Annotated in this window: 19 protein-coding genes; 4 read left to right on the top strand and 15 right to left on the bottom strand. The window is 54.3% G+C overall.

Going from position 1 to position 20,303, the window contains the following annotated elements:
• The 3 genes from GA565_RS01605 to GA565_RS01615 all read right to left on the bottom strand — a co-directional run bounded on the left by GA565_RS01605 (nucleotide 1) and on the right by GA565_RS01615 (nucleotide 3,584).
• Nucleotides 1-1,029, bottom strand: a complete 1,029-nt coding sequence (locus GA565_RS01605) for an isochorismatase family protein (RefSeq protein ID WP_152197109.1) — start codon at nucleotides 1,027-1,029, stop codon at nucleotides 1-3.
• A gap of 166 nt (nucleotides 1,030-1,195) precedes the next feature.
• On the bottom strand, nucleotides 1,196-2,227 hold the full coding sequence (gene idnD / locus GA565_RS01610; RefSeq protein ID WP_055775649.1) for an L-idonate 5-dehydrogenase: 1,032 nt from the start codon (nucleotides 2,225-2,227) through the stop codon (nucleotides 1,196-1,198).
• A gap of 163 nt (nucleotides 2,228-2,390) precedes the next feature.
• On the bottom strand, nucleotides 2,391-3,584 hold the full coding sequence (locus tag GA565_RS01615) for a benzoate/H(+) symporter BenE family transporter (RefSeq protein WP_370518008.1): 1,194 nt from the start codon (nucleotides 3,582-3,584) through the stop codon (nucleotides 2,391-2,393).
• Nucleotides 3,585-3,741: 157 nt separating this feature from the next.
• Between GA565_RS01615 and GA565_RS01620 the strand changes: the two genes are divergently transcribed.
• Both GA565_RS01620 and GA565_RS01625 read left to right on the top strand, forming a co-directional pair.
• A complete protein-coding gene (locus GA565_RS01620) occupies nucleotides 3,742-4,320 on the top strand; it encodes a helix-turn-helix domain-containing protein (RefSeq protein WP_152197110.1) in 579 nt (192 codons plus the stop codon).
• 70 nt (nucleotides 4,321-4,390) lie between these two features.
• Nucleotides 4,391-4,843, top strand: a complete 453-nt coding sequence (locus GA565_RS01625) for a GNAT family N-acetyltransferase (protein WP_152197111.1) — start codon at nucleotides 4,391-4,393, stop codon at nucleotides 4,841-4,843.
• On the opposite strand, the gene GA565_RS01630 is transcribed toward GA565_RS01625, so the two are convergent.
• Entirely contained in the window at nucleotides 4,840-5,382 is a 543-nt protein-coding gene (locus tag GA565_RS01630; RefSeq protein ID WP_152197112.1) for a hypothetical protein, read from the bottom strand. The two genes, GA565_RS01625 and GA565_RS01630, sit on opposite strands and share 4 nt — an antisense overlap.
• Before the next feature lie 113 nt (nucleotides 5,383-5,495).
• On the opposite strand from GA565_RS01630, the gene yfcF reads away from it, so the two are divergent.
• Nucleotides 5,496-6,125, top strand: coding sequence for a glutathione transferase (gene yfcF / locus GA565_RS01635; protein ID WP_055775663.1), 630 nt, complete (start codon nucleotides 5,496-5,498; stop codon nucleotides 6,123-6,125).
• Nucleotides 6,126-6,165: 40 nt separating this feature from the next.
• Here yfcF and GA565_RS01640 read toward each other — a convergent pair whose 3' ends face one another.
• The 3 genes from GA565_RS01640 to GA565_RS01650 form a co-directional block, all read right to left on the bottom strand.
• Nucleotides 6,166-6,612 carry a GNAT family N-acetyltransferase gene (locus GA565_RS01640; RefSeq protein WP_152197113.1) on the bottom strand — a complete coding sequence of 149 codons (447 nt, stop codon included), beginning with the start codon at nucleotides 6,610-6,612 and terminating at the stop codon, nucleotides 6,166-6,168.
• Nucleotides 6,613-6,660: 48 nt separating this feature from the next.
• Nucleotides 6,661-7,293: a LysE family translocator gene (locus GA565_RS01645; protein ID WP_152197114.1), complete on the bottom strand. Its 633-nt coding sequence runs from the start codon at nucleotides 7,291-7,293 to the stop codon at nucleotides 6,661-6,663.
• Nucleotides 7,294-7,464: 171 nt separating this feature from the next.
• Nucleotides 7,465-7,722 carry a YdgH/BhsA/McbA-like domain containing protein gene (locus GA565_RS01650; protein ID WP_055775672.1) on the bottom strand — a complete coding sequence of 86 codons (258 nt, stop codon included), beginning with the start codon at nucleotides 7,720-7,722 and terminating at the stop codon, nucleotides 7,465-7,467.
• Between the two features lie 402 nt (nucleotides 7,723-8,124).
• On the opposite strand from GA565_RS01650, the gene GA565_RS01655 reads away from it, so the two are divergent.
• Complete coding sequence (locus GA565_RS01655; RefSeq protein ID WP_152197115.1) at nucleotides 8,125-8,373, top strand: GlsB/YeaQ/YmgE family stress response membrane protein; 249 nt, start codon at nucleotides 8,125-8,127, stop codon at nucleotides 8,371-8,373.
• 63 nt (nucleotides 8,374-8,436) lie between these two features.
• On the opposite strand, the gene urtE is transcribed toward GA565_RS01655, so the two are convergent.
• The 8 genes from urtE to atzF form a co-directional block, all read right to left on the bottom strand.
• Nucleotides 8,437-9,135, bottom strand: a complete 699-nt coding sequence (gene urtE, locus GA565_RS01660; protein ID WP_152197116.1) for an urea ABC transporter ATP-binding subunit UrtE — start codon at nucleotides 9,133-9,135, stop codon at nucleotides 8,437-8,439.
• A gap of 22 nt (nucleotides 9,136-9,157) precedes the next feature.
• On the bottom strand, nucleotides 9,158-9,964 hold the full coding sequence (urtD, locus tag GA565_RS01665) for an urea ABC transporter ATP-binding protein UrtD (protein ID WP_152197117.1): 807 nt from the start codon (nucleotides 9,962-9,964) through the stop codon (nucleotides 9,158-9,160).
• Nucleotides 9,961-11,037 carry an urea ABC transporter permease subunit UrtC gene (gene urtC, locus GA565_RS01670; protein ID WP_152197118.1) on the bottom strand — a complete coding sequence of 359 codons (1,077 nt, stop codon included), beginning with the start codon at nucleotides 11,035-11,037 and terminating at the stop codon, nucleotides 9,961-9,963. The genes urtD and urtC overlap by 4 nt, the downstream gene beginning before the upstream one ends.
• A complete protein-coding gene (gene urtB / locus GA565_RS01675; protein WP_152201266.1) occupies nucleotides 11,037-12,641 on the bottom strand; it encodes an urea ABC transporter permease subunit UrtB in 1,605 nt (534 codons plus the stop codon). The genes urtC and urtB overlap by 1 nt, the downstream gene beginning before the upstream one ends.
• 81 nt (nucleotides 12,642-12,722) lie before the next feature.
• The gene (gene urtA / locus GA565_RS01680; protein ID WP_152197119.1) at nucleotides 12,723-13,991 is read right to left on the bottom strand and encodes an urea ABC transporter substrate-binding protein; all 1,269 of its coding nucleotides are present in this window, start codon (nucleotides 13,989-13,991) and stop codon (nucleotides 12,723-12,725) included.
• 46 nt (nucleotides 13,992-14,037) lie between these two features.
• On the bottom strand, nucleotides 14,038-14,757 hold the full coding sequence (locus GA565_RS01685) for a GntR family transcriptional regulator (protein ID WP_152197120.1): 720 nt from the start codon (nucleotides 14,755-14,757) through the stop codon (nucleotides 14,038-14,040).
• 20 nt (nucleotides 14,758-14,777) lie between these two features.
• The gene (gene uca / locus GA565_RS01690) at nucleotides 14,778-18,407 is read right to left on the bottom strand and encodes an urea carboxylase (protein ID WP_152197121.1); all 3,630 of its coding nucleotides are present in this window, start codon (nucleotides 18,405-18,407) and stop codon (nucleotides 14,778-14,780) included.
• A 12-nt stretch (nucleotides 18,408-18,419) separates the two neighbouring features.
• Entirely contained in the window at nucleotides 18,420-20,264 is a 1,845-nt protein-coding gene (atzF, locus tag GA565_RS01695) for an allophanate hydrolase (protein ID WP_152197122.1), read from the bottom strand.
• Between the last annotated feature and the right edge of the window lie 39 nt (nucleotides 20,265-20,303).

The raw sequence follows: 20,303 nt of genomic DNA on the forward strand, positions 1-20,303 counted from the left end.
TCACTCCAGATTGATAGTAAGGTGCTGTTTCATATAGGCTTCGATATCCGGCTTGGGCTGCAATAGGGTGGCGACAAACGCGTCGCGCTCGAAGGCCATCACCTGCATGTCCCAGACGCAGAAGGATTCAGTTAATGCCTCGCGCCACTCACCCTGCTCGGTGACCCAGATTTTCATCCGCAGCTCGTTTTCATTGTCCCACCAACCGACTACCAGGTAGTCCATGGTTTTGCCGCGATGCTCCAGCATCCAGCCTACGCCCGGTCGGTCAGCAGTCGTGGCCCGCGGTGGTAACCAACTGGCGACGCGAGAATAGGCGCGTTCGAAAATATCGGCCGGTGAGGTGGTCCCCGAAAACTCGATGCCGTAGCGCTTAAGCTGCCAGCCACTGAATTTCCAGGCGCTGAGCGGCTCAATTTTGCGTGCCAGATACGGTTTTGGCAGCCATGCTTTCGACGGGGCCGGTTCCTGCGGTTGTGCCGCAAGACTGTCCAATTTAGCCAGTGCGCCGTCAACGTCGGTAATGGTGGCAAAGCGGTCTGCCAACACGAGCTCAGTGCGAAGTTTTATCTCCTCGGCGCTGAGCGTTTGTCCTGAAGAATGGGTCATCGGAAACGTTAGCGTAGCCTCGGTGACGAAGGTGACGTCAAAGCCAAGGTCCGAGGCTACGCGGGTGGTGGTTTCGCAGCACTGTTCGGTACGCATCCCGCTGATAATCAGATGGTTAATGTTACGCTCGCGCAGCCAAAGGTCGAGGCCAGATTCGGTTAGCGCATTGTGAACATGCTTGTAGATGCGCACCTGCGGCTCGTGGCTCAGAAATGACATTGGGGTCACCAGGCCTGACTCGAGCGCAAATACCCCCTGACTGACGTGAAAAATATCGATCAGCGGCACGTTGCGGCTTTGGCAGCCGTCGATCAGTCGCGATATTGCCCTTTTGAAATCTGGGAAATGATCGTCCTGCCAGAAATCTTTTTGTTCAAAAGAACGCTGTACGTCAATTATCAATAATGCGCTATGAGACATTTTCAGACCTCCTCTATTTAATATAACGCCATATTGCGCGCTGTATAGCGAGAGAAGAAGGCCAAAAACGGACATGATGATGACAGAGGGGGACGACCTTGAGACGGTGAGCGGCAGCCGGATAAAGCGGCCGCCGAGCATTCACAATATTGCGGCGGGAAACGGCTTAAAACACCAACTGCACCTTCGAGGCTTTAGACTTGTCCATCGCAAAATTCAGCGCGTCGGTTAAATCGGTTTGCGGGTATTCGGCCGACAGCAGTGGCATCGGGTCAATGACCTGATTGCCCAGCCATTCTACGGCGGTCACAAACTCTTCGGTAAAGCGGAAACTGCCGACCCATTTAATCTCTTTGGCTATTAGCATCATCATCGGGAAGTCAGGGATGGCACCGCCCATACCGACCTGCACCAACGTGCCTTTGGCACGGGTAACTTCCAGGCAGCGGCGGATTGAGGAGTGATGACCGGAGGCGTCGAAGGAGACGTCAAAATAGCCTTTTTGCTCAAGGTAAGGCGCAAAATCGCCGTTGGCAGCGTGCAGCGTTTTGGTCGCACCCATTGCTTCAACAATTTGCAGGCACCGCTCGCTGAGGTCAGTACAGACAACTTCTGCCGCGCCCTTGGCTTTAGCGGCAGCGGCAATCAGGCTGCCAATGGGACCGACGCCGGATACGAACACGGTTTTGCCTTTCACATCACCCGCCTGATTGACCGCGTGGATGGCGACCGCCAGCGGTTCTGCGAACACCATCAGGCGGTCGCTAACGGCGTTATCAAACGGGATGCACTGCGCGCTATCAACAATTTTGTACTGGGTAAAGGCACCGTTGATATGTGGGAAATACATCGCGCTGCCGAAGAATTTCATGGTGGTGCACTGGTTTTCTTCGCCCGCCAGGCAATATTTGCAGGTATGACAAGGCTTGCTTGGGTTAAGCGCCACCTTCTGACCTGGCTTCAACGCGGCGTTGTCGGACTTCTCGACTACGCCAACCACTTCATGCCCTAACACCATTGCTTCGCGAACTTTGAAATCGCCTACGGCGCCGTGCTCATAATAGTGCAGGTCTGAACCGCAAATACCGCCACGGGTGACTTTCACCAGCGTGCCCTGACCCTGATAGTCCACCTGCTGGTCTACCACGGCAACGTCTTTTTTCCCGGTCACTACACAAGATTTGGTTTCAAGTTTCATTTCATTTTTGCTCTTTGTCTGGCGATTTATTCCGTCAGTAAAGAGGCTTTAGCGGCATGAAAATGTGATCTGTGTCACTAATAGACGTGTTACTCAATCTTGTTACCCATAACATGAAGGGCCTCAACATTTTGGGACCCTGATTACGTTTTAAGGCAGGCTATTACTGATTATTTTCCTGAGTTTTAACTCTGAAACTGAGAATACAGTGGGTGATAACTCCGCCAGTCAGTCCCCAAAACGCAGAGCCGACGCCAAACAGCTGAATACCCGAGGCGGTGATGAGAAAGGTGACCATCGCAGCGTCGCGCTGTTTTTCATCGCTCAGCGCCCGATGCAGACTTCCGGAGAGAGTGGCTAACAGCGCCAGTCCGGCAAGAGTATGAATAAGCGCCGGCGGTAATGCGGTAAACAGCGTGCCTATCGAGCCACCAAGCACGCCGGCCAGTAGGTAAAACACGCCCGCGGCAACGGCGGCGGTGTAGCGTTTTTTGGGGTCTGGATGAACGTCTTTGCCCATACAAATAGCCGCCGTGATTGCCGCAATACCTATGGCATACACCCCAAACGGGGCCAGAATCATGGTGACCAGCGCAGTTGAGGCAATCAGCGGCGAAACGGCAACCTTATAACCCGAAGCATTTAGCGTTGCGATACCCGGAGCGTTTTGCGACGCCATTGTTACCACGAAGAACGGCACGCCAATACCAATCAGCGTCGGCCATGAGAAGTGCGGCGGGGTAAATTCTGGCACGGAAAAGTGCAAATTCTGCCCGTGAAAGGCAATACTCCCCTGCAATGATGCGATGATTAACCCAATGATAAGTGAAAGAATGACCGTGTAGCGGGGAACAAAGCGCCGCGCCAGCAGGTATACCAGACACATACTGCCCGCCAGCGAAAAATTGCTTTGCAAAGAGGTGAACGCGTCCAGCCCAAAGCGCAGTAAAATGCCGCAAAGCATCGCCGCTGACAGCGCCTGCGGAATATAGCGCATCAGTCTGGCAAAAAGTCCGGTTATGCCCGACAACACAATCAGCCCATTAGCGAAGATGAATATTCCGATAGCGTCATTAATCGAAATGCCAGGCAGGCTGGTGACCAACAGCGCCGCACCCGGCGTCGACCAAGCGGTGAGGATCGGCGTTCGGTAATAAAGTGATAATCCAATCGTGGTTATCCCCATGCCGAAACCGAGCATGGTAAACCAACTGCCCACTTGCTCCAGGCTGGCCCCCGCCGCCTGATAAGCTTGGAAAACAATGGCAGCGGCGCTGGTGTATCCCACCAAGACGGCGACAAAACCGGCGATAATCGCTGAAAATGACCAATCTTGTCGGCTATTCATGGGTAACATGGCGTTGACCTTTTGTGTTTATCGCACTTTTCTTGGCAGCGTTGCGCCGATGGCGTATGCTTATTTGTGCGCTATAGCGCACGATTGTGATTGAGAGTATCACCGTGCGTTATAACGTACAATACCAGCGATGAGGCTGAGTTATCGGGAGTAAAGGATGCAGGAACTAACGCGTCACGTCGGTGAGCAACTTAAGCAGATAAGAGCGCAGCGGGGCTGGAGCCTGACTCAGGCGGCACAGGCAACGGGGGTCAGCAAGGCGATGCTTGGGCAAATTGAGCGCGGAGAGTCCAGCCCGACGGTGGCGACACTGTGGAAAATTGCCAGCGGTTTTACTGTCTCATTCTCCCAGTTTTTGCAGGCACCGCCGGTGGTGGGTCACATCCTGCAGCCCTATACGCCCTCGGCGGCGTTTGACAGTAAAAGCTCGGGAATGAGCGTGGTGTCGTTTTTCCCCTATGATGCAGAATTAAGAATGGACATGTTTGTGGTCGAGCTTAAAGCCTCGGGCTACAGTGAATCTTCCGCACATGCCGTGGGCGTTATAGAACATGTCATTGTTATTGAAGGTGAACTTGAGCTGACCGTGAACGGAGACGTTCATATTTTAGGCGCGGGTGAGGGGCTACGCTTTCGGGCAGACTGCGAACACGTATATCGAAACAATCTTCATAACGGCAGTACGGCTAGCGTGAAGTTTCACGATATAATCCATTACCCCCCCGAAACTTCGTAAATGCTGTTGACTTAATATTCAATTTAAATGAATTTAAATTCATATTTTATCTATCATTAAGGATATCAAGATGAGCGAGTCAAAAATGCCGGTTATTCGTCCGCTAACGCTTGCAGATCAGGAACAATGGCAAGGGCTATGGCGTGAATATCTTGGCTTCTATCAAAGTGAAGTCGGAGAGGACGTTTTTGCACAGACGTTTAAAAAACTTTCACAGGCAAGCTATGAGGCGATGTTTGGCTTTGTGGCGGAAGTTGGAGGTAAGTTAGTGGGCATTGTGAACTGTATTAATCACGATCACGGCTGGAAACTTGAGCAAGTTGTGTACCTGCAAGATTTATACGTTTCAGCCAGCGCACGGAAGCTGGGTGTCGGTCAGGCCCTGATTGAGGCGGTTTATGATTATGCCGATCAACACAATAAGGCCAACGTGTATTGGATGACGCGCACTTCAAACGAGACGGCGAGAAGCCTCTACGACCGCATAGGCATGCAGACAGACTTTATTAAATATCAGCGTTAATTACTGGTTTTTATCGGCGAAATATAGCAGGTGCTCAGTTCACTCACTTCGTCTTCCTGCTGGCTTATCTCATAGCCTTTATCGTTAAGAATCAGTGCGCTATAGGGCACGCTGTTGACCTGTTTTACCACTGATTCCTGATAGCTTTTAAGTATATTGCCTTTCGCCGCTGCCTGATTGGGTTGGTCCAGGCCGGTGACCTGAATAAAGGTGTCCTTAAACTCATTGGTAAACGACTCGTTGTTCAACCGGCTCACAATCAGCGCATGAATATTAACCGTAACGTCATTACCGAGTAAGTAAATAAGCACCGTTTGATAAACCAGCACATCTTTCGACTTCTGCACCAAAAATCCGTTCTCGATAACCTTCATCGTCTGCTCATTGGGATAAATAATATCGCTCAGGCATAGCGTCCGGTCGCCAATCTGCATCTTGTTAAATTTTTCTTTGATTTCTTTTGCCGACGCGGCAGAAGTCGAGGTGCTAATAAACAGTGCGGGAAGCAGCACCAGCAATGACAGAGTAAATTTTTTCATCACACCTCCTGGAGGTAAATATTCAATCGACTCATAATCATTGGTCACAGATTACGCTATGTTTCAACGTTCAGAACAGGGAATAAAACGAGAATTCGTATAGAGGAGGCAAAATGAGTGAACCCACGTTAACGCTGTATTCCGATGCTAATTATTATAGTCCGTATGTGATGTCTGCATTTGTGGCATTGACGGAAAAGGGCATTCCTTTCGATATTGAAACCGTTGATTTGGCGCTGGCGGAAAATCTCAAAGACCATTACTCGGCAATATCAACTACTCGCCGCGTGCCTACTCTGTCAAACGGCAGTTTCCAGCTTTCAGAATCCTCGGCCATTGACGAGTATATTGAAGAACTGTTTCCTGCACCGACCTTTGCCGCTATTTATCCGTCAAACCCGGAAGATCGCGCCAAGGCCCGAGAAATTCAGGCATGGTTGCGCAGTGATTTAATGCCGATTCGTGAAGAACGCTCAACCGAAATTGTGTTTGGCGGCCAGCATCGTCCCCCGCTTACGCCTGCCGGAGAAACCGCGGCGGCGAAACTTTTCGATGCCGCCGAGCGACTGCTGGGCGATCGCAATAATTTGTTCGGTGAATGGTGTATTGCCGATACCGACTTGGCGTTAATGCTTAATCGTCTGTATCTCAACGGCGATAAACTGCCTGAAAAGCTGGCCGACTACGTTGAGCGCCAGTGGCAGCGCGACTCGGTGAAAGAATGGCTGGCGTTGTCTAAGTGATGAAAAAGGGTAGCCCGAGTTGAACGGGCTACGTGCCCGATCAGCCCAGTCTTTTGGTCAAGAAGTAGCGCTCATGCGAGGCGTCAACGCCTTCGGGGGCGCGGATATCGTCGATAAAATCTTCCAGCGTCATTCTGCACTCATAGCCTAGGCGCTCGTAAAACGGGCGTGCCTGAAAGCTGAAGGTATCAACCAACGCATGGCGACAGCCGCGGGCGATAGCTTCTTCTTCTGCCTGGCGAATAAGTGATGTGCCACAGTCCTGACCGCGCAGCGACTCATCCACCCAAAGAAACTTAATCATCAGATAGTTACCAACGGTTTCGGCAATCAGTCCAGCGGTTTTATTGCCCGCATCGTCTTCAATAAAAACGCCCAGCTCTTTAAAGGAGTTCTGCGGAATAAAGTTTTTGTTATAGGCGCGCAGGCCATCTTTAACGGCTTCAATATCGTCGTGAGTCAGGGTTGCGGTAATACGAGTTTTCATGCTCAATCCCTTGTTTCTAAGTAAATAATTTTCTAAAAAGTAAATATTTTAGCGTTTGCTGGTCGCCAGACGTACGGCAAAGGCCACAAATACCAGTCCGGTGAGACGGTCCATCGTGCGCACCACCGCCGGACGTTTTAACCAGCGTGAAAGTGGGCGCGTCGCGGCAATCATGGTCGATGACCAAAGGGTGCCAATCAGCACGTGGATCATCGCCAGGCCAAAGGTATAGGCCGCCACGGGATAACCGGCAGGCACAAACTGTGGCAGAAAGGTGACATAAAATACGCCTACTTTTGGATTCAGAATGTTTCCAAACATGCCTTTGATAAACCAGTTGCTGCCTTTTCTGTGCGAGGAATTGGCCACCGTCGTCTCGGCGGCCATCTGGCTGCGCGGCTTGATCAACATTTGCAGTCCAAGCCAGCACAGATAGACTGCACCCACCCATTTCAGCACGTCAAATGCCAGTTCGGAGGCGGTGAGTAACGCACCCAGTCCCAGTGCCACCACGGCACCCCATACCATGCATCCTGCATTTACCCCCATCGCCGCTTGAAATGCTTTTTTGCTGCCTTCGCTGGTTGCGGTTCGTAAAACCAGCGCGGTATCAAGACCGGGGGTCAGGGTCAGCAGGGTAATGGCAAAAGTGAACGACATAAGGGAGTCGATAAGGGTCATGGCCTGTTCCTTTTTTGGAAAGAAATAGGATATAAATCCGCAGCGCTGCTTGCAACAATTGTCATTTTAATTTTTAAAAGGCAAAAGGCCTGTGAAATCACCTTTGGCAGGGAGTTCACAGGCCTTTCTGAGGGTACAACGTGGAGACTACGCGCGACCTATTGGTACAACTTATTTATAGAGTACTGCACTGGCGCTCATTAGGTTGTTACCGGTCACTGAGGTGATGCGATAAGAAGAAGCACCGGCTTCTTTAGCTTGATTGGCCAGGTTGTTTTCCAGCGAGTCCAACGTGGTTGCGCCGTTGGCAGTGACAACGCCAATTTTCTGCTCACCAGAAACAGGTTGAGAAACTGCCTGCGCAGCGAAGGTAGCGAAAGAGGCCATTGAAAGGGTCGCAGCTATTGCAAAATATTTGATGCTTTTCATGATGTCATTCCTAATCAGTTGAGTGTTTTGAAAGGGGTTTGCCTTTCGATGTAGCTATAATAGGCGTGTGTCTCAGTGATTAAAAACGGATTGATTTGAGAAACTCATTCAAAAAATTTGTTCAATATTTACGCGCTTTTACTTTTCACCGTGCAGAGATTTACACCAGCAGAAGGCGGTTTACGTTTGCCTGTTAAATTATACAAAAGTTATGCTTGTGGCTGATTTTGAGCGATTTTGTAGAATTCTGCTACGCTATAAGCGAGTACCAGAAAAAAGGTCTGTAGCGCTGCGTAACAGGCTCGATGGTAATTAAGGGACTTGTTGGAAGGGATTTCTATTTTCGTTTAGTCTCATTGGCTGAACATATTTACGATAACAAACGTATTAGGAGACGTCAAAATGGGTATTTTATCCTGGATTATTTTTGGTCTGATTGCAGGTATTCTGGCTAAGTGGATCATGCCGGGTAGAGACGGTGGCGGCTTTATCCTGACCGTGGTTCTGGGGATTATCGGTGCAGTTGTCGGGGGTTATATCAGTACCTTCTTCGGCTTTGGTCGCGTAGACGGATTTAACTTCGGCAGCTTTGTTGTCGCAGTAATTGGTGCCATTGTGGTGCTGTTCATCTACCGCAAAATCCGTTCGTAGTAGACTGACAAGAATTGAAAAAGCCGCGCAATGTCGCGGCTTTTTTTGTTGATCAGATCTGTTTTAAATCGCCACCAACCCTCTCACACCCTCTGCTTCCATCTCGCTGCCCGGGCCGTGCTTGATGATGTTGCCACGTGACATCACCAGATAGCTGTCGGCCAGTTCGGCGGCAAAATCATAAAACTGTTCAACCAGTAAAATCGCCATATCCCCGCGTGCCGCAAGCTGGCGGATAACTGCGCCGATTTCTTTAATCACCGAGGGTTGAATACCTTCGGTGGGTTCGTCGAGGATTAGCAGGCTGGGCTTGCAGGCCAACGCGCGGCCAATTGCCAACTGCTGCTGCTGTCCGCCGGAAAGGTCACCGCCGCGACGATGCTTCATCTCCAGCAGCACCGGAAAGAGATGATAAATTTCATCAGGCACTGCTTTTGACTGGCTGCCCGAGAAGCGCGACAGGCCCATCAGCAGATTTTCTTCCACCGTCAGACGTGGAAAAATTTCGCGACCCTGCGGGACATAGGCAATGCCGGACTGTACCCGCTGGTGCGGCCTGCGTCCGTTAATGACCGCGCCGTTCCAGCTAATCGTACCGGACTTGGCGGGTATGAGTCCCATCAGGCATTTTAGCAAGGTAGTTTTTCCTACGCCGTTGCGGCCCAGCAGGCAGGTTACTTCGCCGATTTTTGCCTCAAAAGACAGGCCGCGTAAAATATGGCTGCCGCCGTAAAATTGATTCAGTTCATTAACCTGCAACATAACATTCTCCCTGCGGCGCGGCTTAGCGACCGAGATAAACTTCAATAACTTGCTCATTGGCCTGCACTTCTTTCAGCGATCCCTCGGCCAGAACTTGCCCCTGATGGAGCACAGTCACGTGATCAGCAATGGTCTCGACAAAGCCCATGTCGTGCTCGACCACCATCAAAGAGTGCTTACCGGCCAATGACTTAAACAGTTCGGCGGTGTATTCGGTTTCCGCATCGGTCATGCCTGCAGCCGGTTCGTCGAGCAGCAGCAGATGCGGTTCCTGAACCAGCAACATACCGATTTCCAGAAACTGTTTTTGGCCGTGCGACAGCATGCCCGCCGTACGATGTCGTTCGCCCTGCAAGCGCAGCGTTAGCAGCATTTCGTCGATTCTGTCACGCTGTTCGCTGTTCATTTTGGCGCGCAGGCAGGCCCAGACTGACTTATTAGTTTTCTGCGCGATCTCAAGATTTTCAAATACGGTAAGGGCTTCAAACACCGTAGGTTTTTGAAATTTTCGGCCAATGCCCGACTGCGCAATACGCACCGAATCCAGACGAGTGAGGTCAATGTTTTGGTCGTAAATTACCTGCCCCGACTTTGGCCGCGTTTTGCCGGTTATCACGTCCATCAGCGTGGTTTTTCCTGCGCCGTTGGGGCCAATCACGCAGCGCAGCTCACCGACACCGATGCGCAGCGACAGATCGGTCAGCGCCTTAAAACCGTCAAAGCTGACGTTAATTTTATCCAGCGATAAAATGGGATCAGTCTGTTCGCGGTGTTTGTCGGCGAGCTGAGGCTGAGTGAACAGGTCGCCGGTGGTAGTCATTGAATTCATTGCGCTTTCCTTTTCCGCAGCAGGCCAATCACCCCTTCAGGCAGGAACAGGGTGACGACAATAAACATGCCACCGAGAATAAACTGCCAATATTCGGGGATAGCCACGGTAAACCAGCTTTTGGCACCGTTAACAATGCCCGCGCCTAAAATGGGGCCAATCAGCGTGCCGCGACCGCCCAGCGCCACCCAAATTGCCGCCTCGATGGAGTTGGTCGGTGACATTTCGCTTGGGTTGATAATGCCAACCTGCGGCACGTAAAGCGCACCGGCAAGGCCGCAAATCATCGCCGAAATGGTCCAGACAAACAGCTTGAAACCCTTCGGATCATAACCGCAGAAGATCAGTCGGTTTTCTGCATCGCGCACCGCCGTCAGTACGCGGCCGTATTTGCTGCGTGCCAGCGCAAAGCCTAGCGCCAGACTGGCGCCCAGCAGCAGTACGGTAGTCATAAACAGCCCAACCCGCGTGGTGGTGGCGGTGACCTGAAAGCCGAGCAGGGTGGTGAAGCCGGTAAAACCGTTGTTGCCGCCGAAGCCGGTTTCATTGCGGAAAAACAGCAACATACCGGCGTAGGTTAGCGCTTGGGTCATAATCGAAAAATAGACCCCTTTGATTTTTGAGCGAAAAGCGAAATAACCGAAAATAAAGGCCAACGCGCCGGGCACCAGTACAATCAGGCACAGCGCCCAGGCGAAATGCTGAGTGCCGACCCAAAACCACGGCAGCTCGGTCCATGAAAGAAACGACATAAAATCGGGCAGATTATTTCCCGATGCCTGACGCATCAGATACATGCCCATTGCATACCCGCCGAGTGCAAAAAACAGGCCGTGTCCGAGTGAAAGCAAACCGACATAGCCCCAAACCAGATCCAGCGCGATCGCCACGATCGCATAGCAAAGGATCTTACCGACCAGCGTCAGGGTATAGGTAGAAATCGCCAGCGGATTACTCTGCGGCAGCAGTGCGAGAAAAGGCATCACCAACAGCGCCCCAAACACCACGACACCGAGTGTCATCGCCAGACGCGGCGCCTTTTGTACGCCTGTTAGGGTTAAAGGTTGTGTCATCAGTCAATCACCCTGCCTTTGAAGGCGAACAGTCCCTGTGGACGTTTCTGAATAAACAGGATGATCAGCGCCAGTATCAGGATTTTACCCAGTACGGCACCGATTTCCGGCTCGAGAATTTTGTTCACAATACCCAGTCCAAAGGCGGCAACCACAGTGCCTGCAAGTTGGCCTACGCCGCCGAGTACGACCACCAGGAACGAGTCGATGATATAGCCCTGTCCTAGCTCGGGGCCGACGTTGCCGAGCTGCGACAGCGCGACCCCGCCGAGTCCCGCAATGCCTGAACCCAAACCAAACGCCAGCATGTCGACACGCCCGGTTGGCACGCCGCAGCAGGCGGCCATCGCGCGATTTTGGGTGACGGCGCGCACGTTCATGCCGAGACGGGTTTTATTGAGCAGTAGCCAGGTCAATGCCAATACCAGCAGCACAAAAATGATCACCGCGATGCGGTTATACGGCAGCACCAGGTTTGGCAGCAGCTGAATACCGCCGGAGAGCCAGTTCGGGTTGGCGACCTCAACGTTTTGTGCGCCAAAAATCACCCTCACGCCCTGAATCAAAATCAGGCTAATGCCCCAGGTGGCCAGCAGCGTTTCGAGTGGCCGCCCGTAAAGATGGCGGATCACCGAGCGTTCAAGCAACATGCCAATACCGGCGGTAATAAAGAACGCCACCGGCAGTGCGACCAGCGGATAAATCGCCAGCAGGCTGGGCGCATAATGCTGAAACAGCGACTGCACCAGATAAGTCGAATAGGAGCCGAGCATCAGCATTTCGCCGTGCGCCATGTTGATAACACCCAGTAGGCCGTAGGTGATCGCCAGACCCAGCGCCGCCAGCAGCAAAATGGAGCCCAGTGAAAGACCGGTGAAGGCCTGCCCGAGCCAGTCGCCTATCATCAGGCGATGCTGCACCGCCTTCAGGCTGGCAAGCGCGGCAGTGCGCACGGTGGCATCGGCTTCAATTTTCGGGTCGGTCAACGGCTGCAAATGGCCCTGTGTGTCAGGATCGGCTGACTCTCCCAGCAGTTCTACGGCGCGCAGGCGCACCTGAGGATTCGGGTCAGCAAGCTGTAAATTGGCCAACGCGATACTTAATGCGGCGTGTACTACGCTGTCTTGCTCCAGCGCCAGACGCTGGGTCAGCAACGGCAGTTGGTCGGCCTGCGCCTCGCGCTGCAGGGATTTGGCAGCCTGTAAACGCACGCTACTGTCTTTGCTAACCAGACGGTGGGTGGAGAGCGCATTGGCAATAAGATTACGCAGGCGATTGTTTAGCCAGACCTTTTTGACTTCACCCTGCGGGGCGGCGCGGCCTTCGAGCGGGGTCAGAGTCTCGCCTTGTTTGATAAACGCGTGGTGCGCCTCATCAATCACGACATTTTCCTGCTTGAGTGCTTCGAGCAGCGGCAAACGCTCGGGCTGCGGGTCGGTTGCCCACTGCTGAAGCAGCGTCGCCTGGTCTGAACGGCTGGCCGCGGCAAAATCATCAGCAGGACCGGCCTTGGCCAACAGCGGAAGACAGCAAAGCAGGAAAGTGAGAGTTTGCAAACTTAAGCCGAAGCCCGGTCGCAAACGGGGGAAGCGCAAGAGTTTCATCATAGTCATCATCGCTTTTAAACATCACTGATACGCTAGCTGTCCGCCACCGTGCAGGCTGTGGCGGACAGTCAGGTTATACTACTGAGTGGTTTTAACCGGATAGTCAGGCTTCTTGTCGTTGCCGGCGATATACGGGCTCCACGGTTGAGCGCGAATCGGTTTGTCGGTCTGCCATACCACGTTGAACTGACCATTGGACTGGATTTCACCAATCATCACCGGTTTATGCAGGTGATGGTTGGTCGCGTCCATAGTCAGGGTATAACCGTCCGGTGCTTTGAAGGTCTGACCGGCCATGGCGGCACGAACTTTGTCGACATCAGTGGTGCCCGCTTTCTCAACCGCCTGCGCCCACATATGAATGCCGACGTAGGTGGCTTCCATCGGGTCATTGGTGACGGCAGAATCGGCATTCGGCAGGTTGTGCGCCTTGGCGTAAGCTTTCCACTGGGCAACAAAGGCTTTGTTGGTTGGGTTATCCAGCGACTGGAAGTAGTTCCATGCCGCCAAATCGCCGACCAGCGGCTTAGTATCAATACCGCGCAGCTCTTCTTCACCGACCGAGAACGCCACAACCGGCACATCGGTCGCTTTCACGCCCTGATTGGCCAACTCTTTGTAGAACGGCACATTAGAGTCACCGTTAATCGTTGAAATAACTGCCGTTTTACCGCCGGCAGAGAATTTCTTGATATTGGAAACGATGGTCTGGTAATCGCTGTATCCAAACGGCGTATAGACTTCTTCGATGTCTTTATCCTGAACACCTTTGGCGTGCAGGAAGGCGCGCAGAATTTTGTTGGTAGTGCGTGGATAGACATAGTCGGTACCCAGCAGGAAGAAGCGCTTGGCACTGCCACCGTCTTCGCTCATCAGGTATTCCACCGCCGGGATCGCCTGCTGGTTTGGCGCGGCACCGGTGTAAAATACGTTAGGCGACATCTCTTCACCCTCGTACTGCACCGGATAGAACAGCAGGCCGTTTAGCTCTTCAAACACCGGCAGCACGGATTTACGCGACACCGACGTCCAGCAGCCGAAGACTACGGCCACCTTGTCCTGCGTCAGCAGCTGGCGGGCTTTTTCTGCAAACAGCGGCCAGTTTGACGCAGGGTCAACCACTACCGGTTCCAGCTTTTTACCCAGCACGCCACCGTGCGCATTGATATCGTCAATGGTCATCAGCGCGACGTCTTTTAAGGGTGTTTCAGAGATAGCCATCGTGCCGGAAAGGGAGTGCATAATACCGACTTTGATGGTGTCGGCGGCCTGCGCACTGAATGCCAGACCCATACTGACCACGGTTGCCGAGAGGGCAAAGGCTTTAATAAAGCGACGACGTTGCATAAATACTCCTGTTCTGTGTGAAATGTCGAAAAGCGTTTTAAAAAAGTCAAAATGACGGGCTGTCCGCCTCATTTTCTGGTCTCGCCTGATGCAACATATGCAGAGTAATTTTGCGCACCTCGGCTTTACTGACGGCAATATGGTCCTGTAGTTGGCGTTGGGCCTCCTGGGTTTGGCGCTGCGTGATGGCGAGCAAAATGCTCGCGTGTTCGTTATAGGTCGCGTTAATGCGCGCGTCCTGGGTAAAGTCCAGCCGGCGGATGATGCGGATCTTTTCGGTCAGGTCGCGATGGATTTTTGCCATCTCGGCGTTGCCCGCAGCCGCCACCAGCGTCATATGAAACTCTTCGTCAAAGCGGGAAACGGTTTGGCCGTCCTCCAGCCTCGGCTCGTCTATCCAGAACTGCTTGAGCGCTAGCAGCGCCTCGGACGCTGCTGGCGCGGCGCAGAGGCGTTTTACCGCCTCAAGCTCCAGCACGATACGCAGGTCGTACAACTGCTCGAAATACTCAAAATCAAAGGGTCGAACCTGCCAGCCGCTGCGGAAAAACACTTCCACGTAGCCTTCGCGCTCAAGCCAAAACAGCGCCTGTCGCACCGGCGTTCGGCTGACCGCCATGCGCTCGGCCACTTCGTTTTCACTGAACCTGTCACCGGGCAGCAGACGAAAACAGAAAATGTCGTCCTTCAGCTGAAGATAAATCCGTTCTGCCAGCCCCTCGGGCCGGGTTTTACTGCGTCCATTACGTGCGCCGGTAAGCTGCATAACTGTGCCTTTTGCCCTTATTACTCAGTCTCAATCCAAAGAAGTGCATCACCAGGCCCAACGGGACGGCCCTGCTGACAGCCAATTTTGAGCACCTTGCCCGCGCAAGGGGCATTCACCGACAGCTCCATCTTCATGGCTTCTACCACGATCAGCGGCTGACCTTCCTCAACGTACTGGCCCGGTTCGACCAGAATTTTCCAGATGTTGCCGTTGAGATCCGCGCTCACCAACTGACCCGGCTGATGGGTAAAGTCTTCAATCGGCTGTAGGTTATTAACGGCGGCATCAACGGCGGCACTCTCTTGCGCCTGCCAGTGGGCAACTTCATTGATAAACGCGGATTGCTGTCTGTCGCGGAAATCGGCGATATCTTGCGCATTGTCGGCCAGAAATTGGGTATATTCGGCGAAATCAAACTCCGTGTGCTCAATGCGCACCTGCGCACGGCCTTCACGGAAGGCGTCGCGCTGCGCGTCCAGCTCAGCCTCAGTGACCTGATAGAAACGCACCTGGTCAAAGAAGTGCAGCAGCCACGGTTCTCCTTGCGTAAATTGCTCGTTTTTAAGGAATTTATTCCAGATTGGCAGCGTGCGGCCCACCAGCTGATAGCCACCTGGCGAATCCATGCCATAGATGCACATATACATGCCGCCAATACCCACGGTGCCTTCGGCGGTGTAGGTACGTGCCGGGTTGTATTTGGAGCTTAAAAGGCGGTGGCGCGGGTCAAGCGGTACGGCACAGGGCGCGCCGAGATACACATCGCCCAAACCGAGGATCAGATAGCTGGCGTCGAAGAGGATATCTTTCACTTCTTCACGTGTTGCCAACCCATTGGTACGCTGAATAAAATCGACGTTATTCGGCAGCCACGGCGCGTCGGCGCGCACAGTTTGCTGATAACGCTCGACCGCACCCAGCGTGGCGGTGTCTTCAAAGGCCATCGGCATGTGCACGATGCGGGTCGGGATTTTTAACTGGCTGACGTCCGCCAATTGCTTCTCAAGGGTGAGCAAGTGCTGTAACAGCGCCGACTGATGAATCACGCGGCTGTCGTAGCGCACCTGCAGCGAACGCACACCCGGTGAAAGCTCTTCAATACCTGCCTGATCGGCTTCGCGAATAGCCTTCATCAGCAGATAAAGACGCAGGCGCAGCGCCAAATCCAGCACGTTATCGCCGTATTCAATCAGCACATAGCCGTCACCGGCCTGACGATAAACCACGCTTGGACGTTGCTCGGTGGACGGCAGTTCGGCCAAAATGGTGGCCGAGGCAGTGGTGGTCGGCAGCAGAGACGGCACCTGCATCTCCATCGCTTCAATCGGCATTAAGGAATCGATGGTCCCCTGCTGTGCCATCTCCAGCGCCTGCGCTTGTTCAAAGCTGATAGGGTGGAAGCGAATGCGGTCGCCTGGCTTCACCTGTCCCACTTTCCACAGCTCGGCTTTGGCGATAGTTACCGGGCAAACGAAGCCGCCGAGGCTCGGTCCGTCACGGGTCAAGATAACCGGGAAATCGCCAGTAAAGTTGATCGCGCCGATGGCGTATTCACAGTCGTGAACGTTGGACGGGTGCAGCCCGGCTTCGCCGCCGTCGAGACGCGCCCACTGCGGTTTAGGACCGGTGAGACGCACGCCGAGGCGGTTGGAGTTGTAATGCACCTGCCATTCTGCGGCAAAGAAGGCGTCTATGGACTCTTTAGTGAAGAAATCCGGTGCGCCGTGCGGGCCGTAAAGTACGCCAATGTTCCACGCGTCACCGTAGGCAGGAACAATGTGCGCGGCGGCGGCCTGCGGTAAATCAACCGGCGGCGGCGTGGTGCAGGCCGGCAGTTCAGGCTGTGAAACGGTAAGCATATCGGCGACGCGCAAAGTACGACCGGCGTGGCCACCAAACTGGCCGAGTGCGAAGGTCGAGCGGCTGCCTAAATAGACTGGCACGTCGAACCCGTTGCGCACGGCGAGATAAGTACGGCAGCCAGCGGTTGCACGACCCAGTGTCAGAACCTGTCCGGCTTTCACGGTAACTGGCTGCCAGTAGGCAATCTCGTTGCCGTCCAAATCGGCTGGGCAGGCTGCACCGGTGAGCGCAATGATGGCATCGCAGTGAAAGCGCAGCGTCGGACCCTGCAGAGTAAATTCCAAACCGGCGGCATCGAGGTGATTACCCACGATGCGATTGGCTAGGCGGAAAGCAAAATCGTCCATCGGGCCTGAAGGCGGCACGCCGATATCCCAGTAACCGAGGCGGCCGGGATAATCCTGAATGCTGCTATACGTGCCGGGAGAGAGCACTTCAACGGCCTGGGGTGCGTACTCGAAGCTGTCGAGCATGCGGGTCCACATTTCGCCCTGATGGAACAGCGGTGTCGCTACTACCTGACGCAGATAGTCGATATTGCTGGCGATGCCGTGCAGACGCGTGGCGGCCAGCGCCTGCGACATTTTTTCCAACGCCTGTTCGCGGTTGTCGCCGTACACAATCAGTTTGGCAATCATCGGGTCATAAAACGCCGAGACTTCACTGCCGGTAGAAACCCAGCCGTCAACGCGCACGTCCTGCGGGAAGAAGACTTCCGTCAGCACGCCCGGGCTTGGCAGGAAGTTTTTCAGCGGATCTTCGGCATAAATGCGCACTTCAATCGAGGCACCTTTTGGCGCCTGCTTCATGCGCGGCCAGTCGAGCGGCTGGTCTGCCGCGACCCGCAGCATGCATTCGATCAGGTCCAGACCGGTGACCATTTCGGTTACCGGATGCTCGACCTGCAGGCGGGTGTTCACTTCGAGAAAGTAAAATTCGTCGCGTGCGGCGTCGTAAATAAATTCAACGGTACCGGCGCTGCGGTAATTAACCGACTCACCGAGTTTGACCGCTGCCCGGTGCAGGGCTTCGCGGGTGGCCTGCGGCAAATTCGGCGCTGGCGTTTCTTCGACGACTTTCTGGTTACGGCGCTGTAGCGAACAGTCACGCTCGCCCAAGGCCACCACGTTGCCTTTGCCATCGCCAAAAATCTGCACTTCGACGTGACGGGCGCGGTCAACGAAGCGCTCAAGAAACACGCCCGCGTCGCGGAAAAATTGTTCGCCGAGGCGTTTAACGCTGTCCCAGGCGCTGCGCAGAGTGGCTTCGTCATCGCAGCGGGTTAACCCAATTCCGCCGCCACCTGCGGTGCTTTTGAGCATGATCGGATAGCCGATACGTGCGGCAGCGGCGGCGGCATCGTCAATACTGTCGAGCAGCGCAGTGCCCGGCGTCATCGGCACGTCGGCTTCTGCCGCTAATTCTCGGGCGCGGTGCTTGAGGCCAAACTCACGAATTTGCTCGGCGGTCGGACCAATAAAGGCGATGCCGGCGGCCTCACAGGCGTCGGCAAACTCGGCGCTTTCGGATAAAAATCCGTAGCCCGGATAAATTGCCTGCGCGCCGGTCTCTTTGGCTGCGGCCAAAATTTTGTCGATCAGCAGATAGCTTTCACCGGCTTTTTCACCCCCGAGCGCCACGGCGATATCGGCATCGGTGACGTGTGGCGCATTGCGGTCAGTGTCGGAATAGACCGCCACGCTGGTGATGCCGAGGCGTTTAAGCGTACGAATGGCGCGGCAGGCGATTTCACCGCGATTAGCTATCAGGATGGTATGGAACATGTGCGTGGCTCCTCAGGCGTTTTTCGCGGCGGTTGATTTCAAATGCTCTACGTAACTTCTCCAGCCGCCGAACGCGGTTACGTCGGTGGCGCTGGCAATCGCCCAAGGCTCGCAAATAAAGCCTTTTACGCTGCGCCCGTCGGCCAGTTGCAGCGTGCCGATGCCCAACGGAGCAGGGATTTCGGCCACGAATTCACCGAAGCGCGCCAGTGGAATGTCCCACAGCTCAACGATGATGCTGCTGCCGCCTTCCGCTTTTACCAGACCCGGCTTAGGCGGCTGAGTATTGGCGAGGGCATAGAGTTTGTAGTCGTTGGCGGTACGAGTTTGTTCAACGCGCACGGCATTGCGGGTGGTGAGCTGGAAGTTAAGCGGCATGCCGGTCAGGTGTGCACCAACGACTGCGACGCGAACGTGGTCGCGGCTGACCGCAACCTGCCCGGTCATGGCGCTGTCGGCGTTGAGCGATTTTCCGGTAGCGCCCAGCGGTAAAGAGAGACTGCGCTGCCACTGGCGGCCAAATGCGGCCAATGCGCCGTCGTGCCAGGCGGGGGCAATCAGGGTAATGCCCGCGGGCAGGCCGTCTTCGCGAATGCTGGCGGGCAGCGCCAGCGCACTCAGGTCGGCAAGGTTGGTGAAGTTGGTGTAGGTACCAAACTGTGAGTTGAACAACACCGGCTCCTGTTCCATCTCTTTCAGAGTTCGGATGGTCGGCGAGGTTGGCACCACCAGCGCGTCAAACCCTTCTAACGCCAGATTGATTTTGCGCGACAGCTCGGCGCGCAGATATTCGGCTTTCCAGGCGTCGACGGCGGAGTAATTCAGCCCATTCGCGACGATACCGCGCACTACCGGGTCCATCACGTCAGGCGTTTCTTCAAATATTTTGCCTACCGCCACGGTGCGCTCTGCCACCCAGGCGCCGTAGTAAAGCTGCTCGGCCAAAGCTTTAAACGGCGTGAAGTCGATTTTTACCAGGCTGACGCCGTTACTCACCAGCTTATCCAGCGCCTGATTGAAGGCTTTTTCAGACTCAACGTCGCCAAAAAATTCCAGCGTGTCAGGTATCGCAAAGCGCGGTTGCCCGGACATGGCGGCAGGGGCGGTATGGGGATTAGCGCGTGAATAGGCGTCCTGCGGGTCATATCCGCCGGCCAGCGACGCAACCTGATAGGCATCGGCCACCGTGAGGGCAAAAATAGATACCGCATCGTTCAGGCGGCAGGCGGGCACCACGCCGCGATTGGACAACCAGCCCTTGGTGGGCTTGAGTCCAACGATGTTATTGAAACCGGCGGGCACGCGACCAGAACCGGCGGTGTCGGTGCCCAGCGAGAAGGCTACCAGTCCACGCGCCAGTACCGAGGCTGAGCCGGAGCTTGAACCACCGCTGACATAATCAGGATTAAAGGTGTTTTTTACCGCGCCGTGAGGGGAGCGCGTACCGACCAGACCGGTTGCAAACTGGTCGAGGTTGGTTTTACCGACGACGACCGCGCCTTTGGCCTTGAGATTAGCCACCACGGCAGCATCTTCTTTCGCGACATATTCGAAAGCGGGGCAGGCGGCGGTGGTTGGCCAACCGGCGACGTCGATATTATCTTTTACCGCAAAAGGGATGCCAAACAGCGGCAGTGCGGCCAGTGATCCACCCGCCTGCTCACGTAGCTTTTCAAGCTGCACAATTTGCTCGTCGAGCTGTGCGGGGGTTGCGCGGTAAAGCCAGGCGTTGTCGGCGGCGCTGAGGCTGCTGAGTACAATACCCAACGAGCTGCGAAGGCTTCCCGGGGCGCTTTGATAATGGTGCTGCCAGTCACGTAACTGAAAGCCGGTATAAGGGGTTGATACAGATGCCATGAGTTGAATTCCATCTAGTACACAAGATTGAATTCATCT

The organism is Rouxiella sp. S1S-2 (assembly GCF_009208105.1).
In the GTDB taxonomy this organism is placed as follows: Bacteria; Pseudomonadota; Gammaproteobacteria; order Enterobacterales; family Enterobacteriaceae; genus Rouxiella.

Coding starts and splice junctions, on each gene's coding strand:
- GA565_RS01605 (WP_152197109.1), bottom strand. CDS start 1,029: ATGTCTCATAGCGCATTATTGATAATTGACGTACAGCGTTCTTTTGAA.
- idnD (WP_055775649.1), bottom strand. CDS start 2,227: ATGAAACTTGAAACCAAATCTTGTGTAGTGACCGGGAAAAAAGACGTT.
- GA565_RS01615 (WP_370518008.1), bottom strand. CDS start 3,584: ATGTTACCCATGAATAGCCGACAAGATTGGTCATTTTCAGCGATTATC.
- GA565_RS01620 (WP_152197110.1), top strand. CDS start 3,742: ATGCAGGAACTAACGCGTCACGTCGGTGAGCAACTTAAGCAGATAAGA.
- GA565_RS01625 (WP_152197111.1), top strand. CDS start 4,391: ATGAGCGAGTCAAAAATGCCGGTTATTCGTCCGCTAACGCTTGCAGAT.
- GA565_RS01630 (WP_152197112.1), bottom strand. CDS start 5,382: ATGAAAAAATTTACTCTGTCATTGCTGGTGCTGCTTCCCGCACTGTTT.
- yfcF (WP_055775663.1), top strand. CDS start 5,496: ATGAGTGAACCCACGTTAACGCTGTATTCCGATGCTAATTATTATAGT.
- GA565_RS01640 (WP_152197113.1), bottom strand. CDS start 6,612: ATGAAAACTCGTATTACCGCAACCCTGACTCACGACGATATTGAAGCC.
- GA565_RS01645 (WP_152197114.1), bottom strand. CDS start 7,293: ATGACCCTTATCGACTCCCTTATGTCGTTCACTTTTGCCATTACCCTG.
- GA565_RS01650 (WP_055775672.1), bottom strand. CDS start 7,722: ATGAAAAGCATCAAATATTTTGCAATAGCTGCGACCCTTTCAATGGCC.
- GA565_RS01655 (WP_152197115.1), top strand. CDS start 8,125: ATGGGTATTTTATCCTGGATTATTTTTGGTCTGATTGCAGGTATTCTG.
- urtE (WP_152197116.1), bottom strand. CDS start 9,135: ATGTTGCAGGTTAATGAACTGAATCAATTTTACGGCGGCAGCCATATT.
- urtD (WP_152197117.1), bottom strand. CDS start 9,964: ATGAATTCAATGACTACCACCGGCGACCTGTTCACTCAGCCTCAGCTC.
- urtC (WP_152197118.1), bottom strand. CDS start 11,037: ATGACACAACCTTTAACCCTAACAGGCGTACAAAAGGCGCCGCGTCTG.
- urtB (WP_152201266.1), bottom strand. CDS start 12,641: ATGAAACTCTTGCGCTTCCCCCGTTTGCGACCGGGCTTCGGCTTAAGT.
- urtA (WP_152197119.1), bottom strand. CDS start 13,991: ATGCAACGTCGTCGCTTTATTAAAGCCTTTGCCCTCTCGGCAACCGTG.
- GA565_RS01685 (WP_152197120.1), bottom strand. CDS start 14,757: ATGCAGCTTACCGGCGCACGTAATGGACGCAGTAAAACCCGGCCCGAG.
- uca (WP_152197121.1), bottom strand. CDS start 18,407: ATGTTCCATACCATCCTGATAGCTAATCGCGGTGAAATCGCCTGCCGC.
- atzF (WP_152197122.1), bottom strand. CDS start 20,264: ATGGCATCTGTATCAACCCCTTATACCGGCTTTCAGTTACGTGACTGG.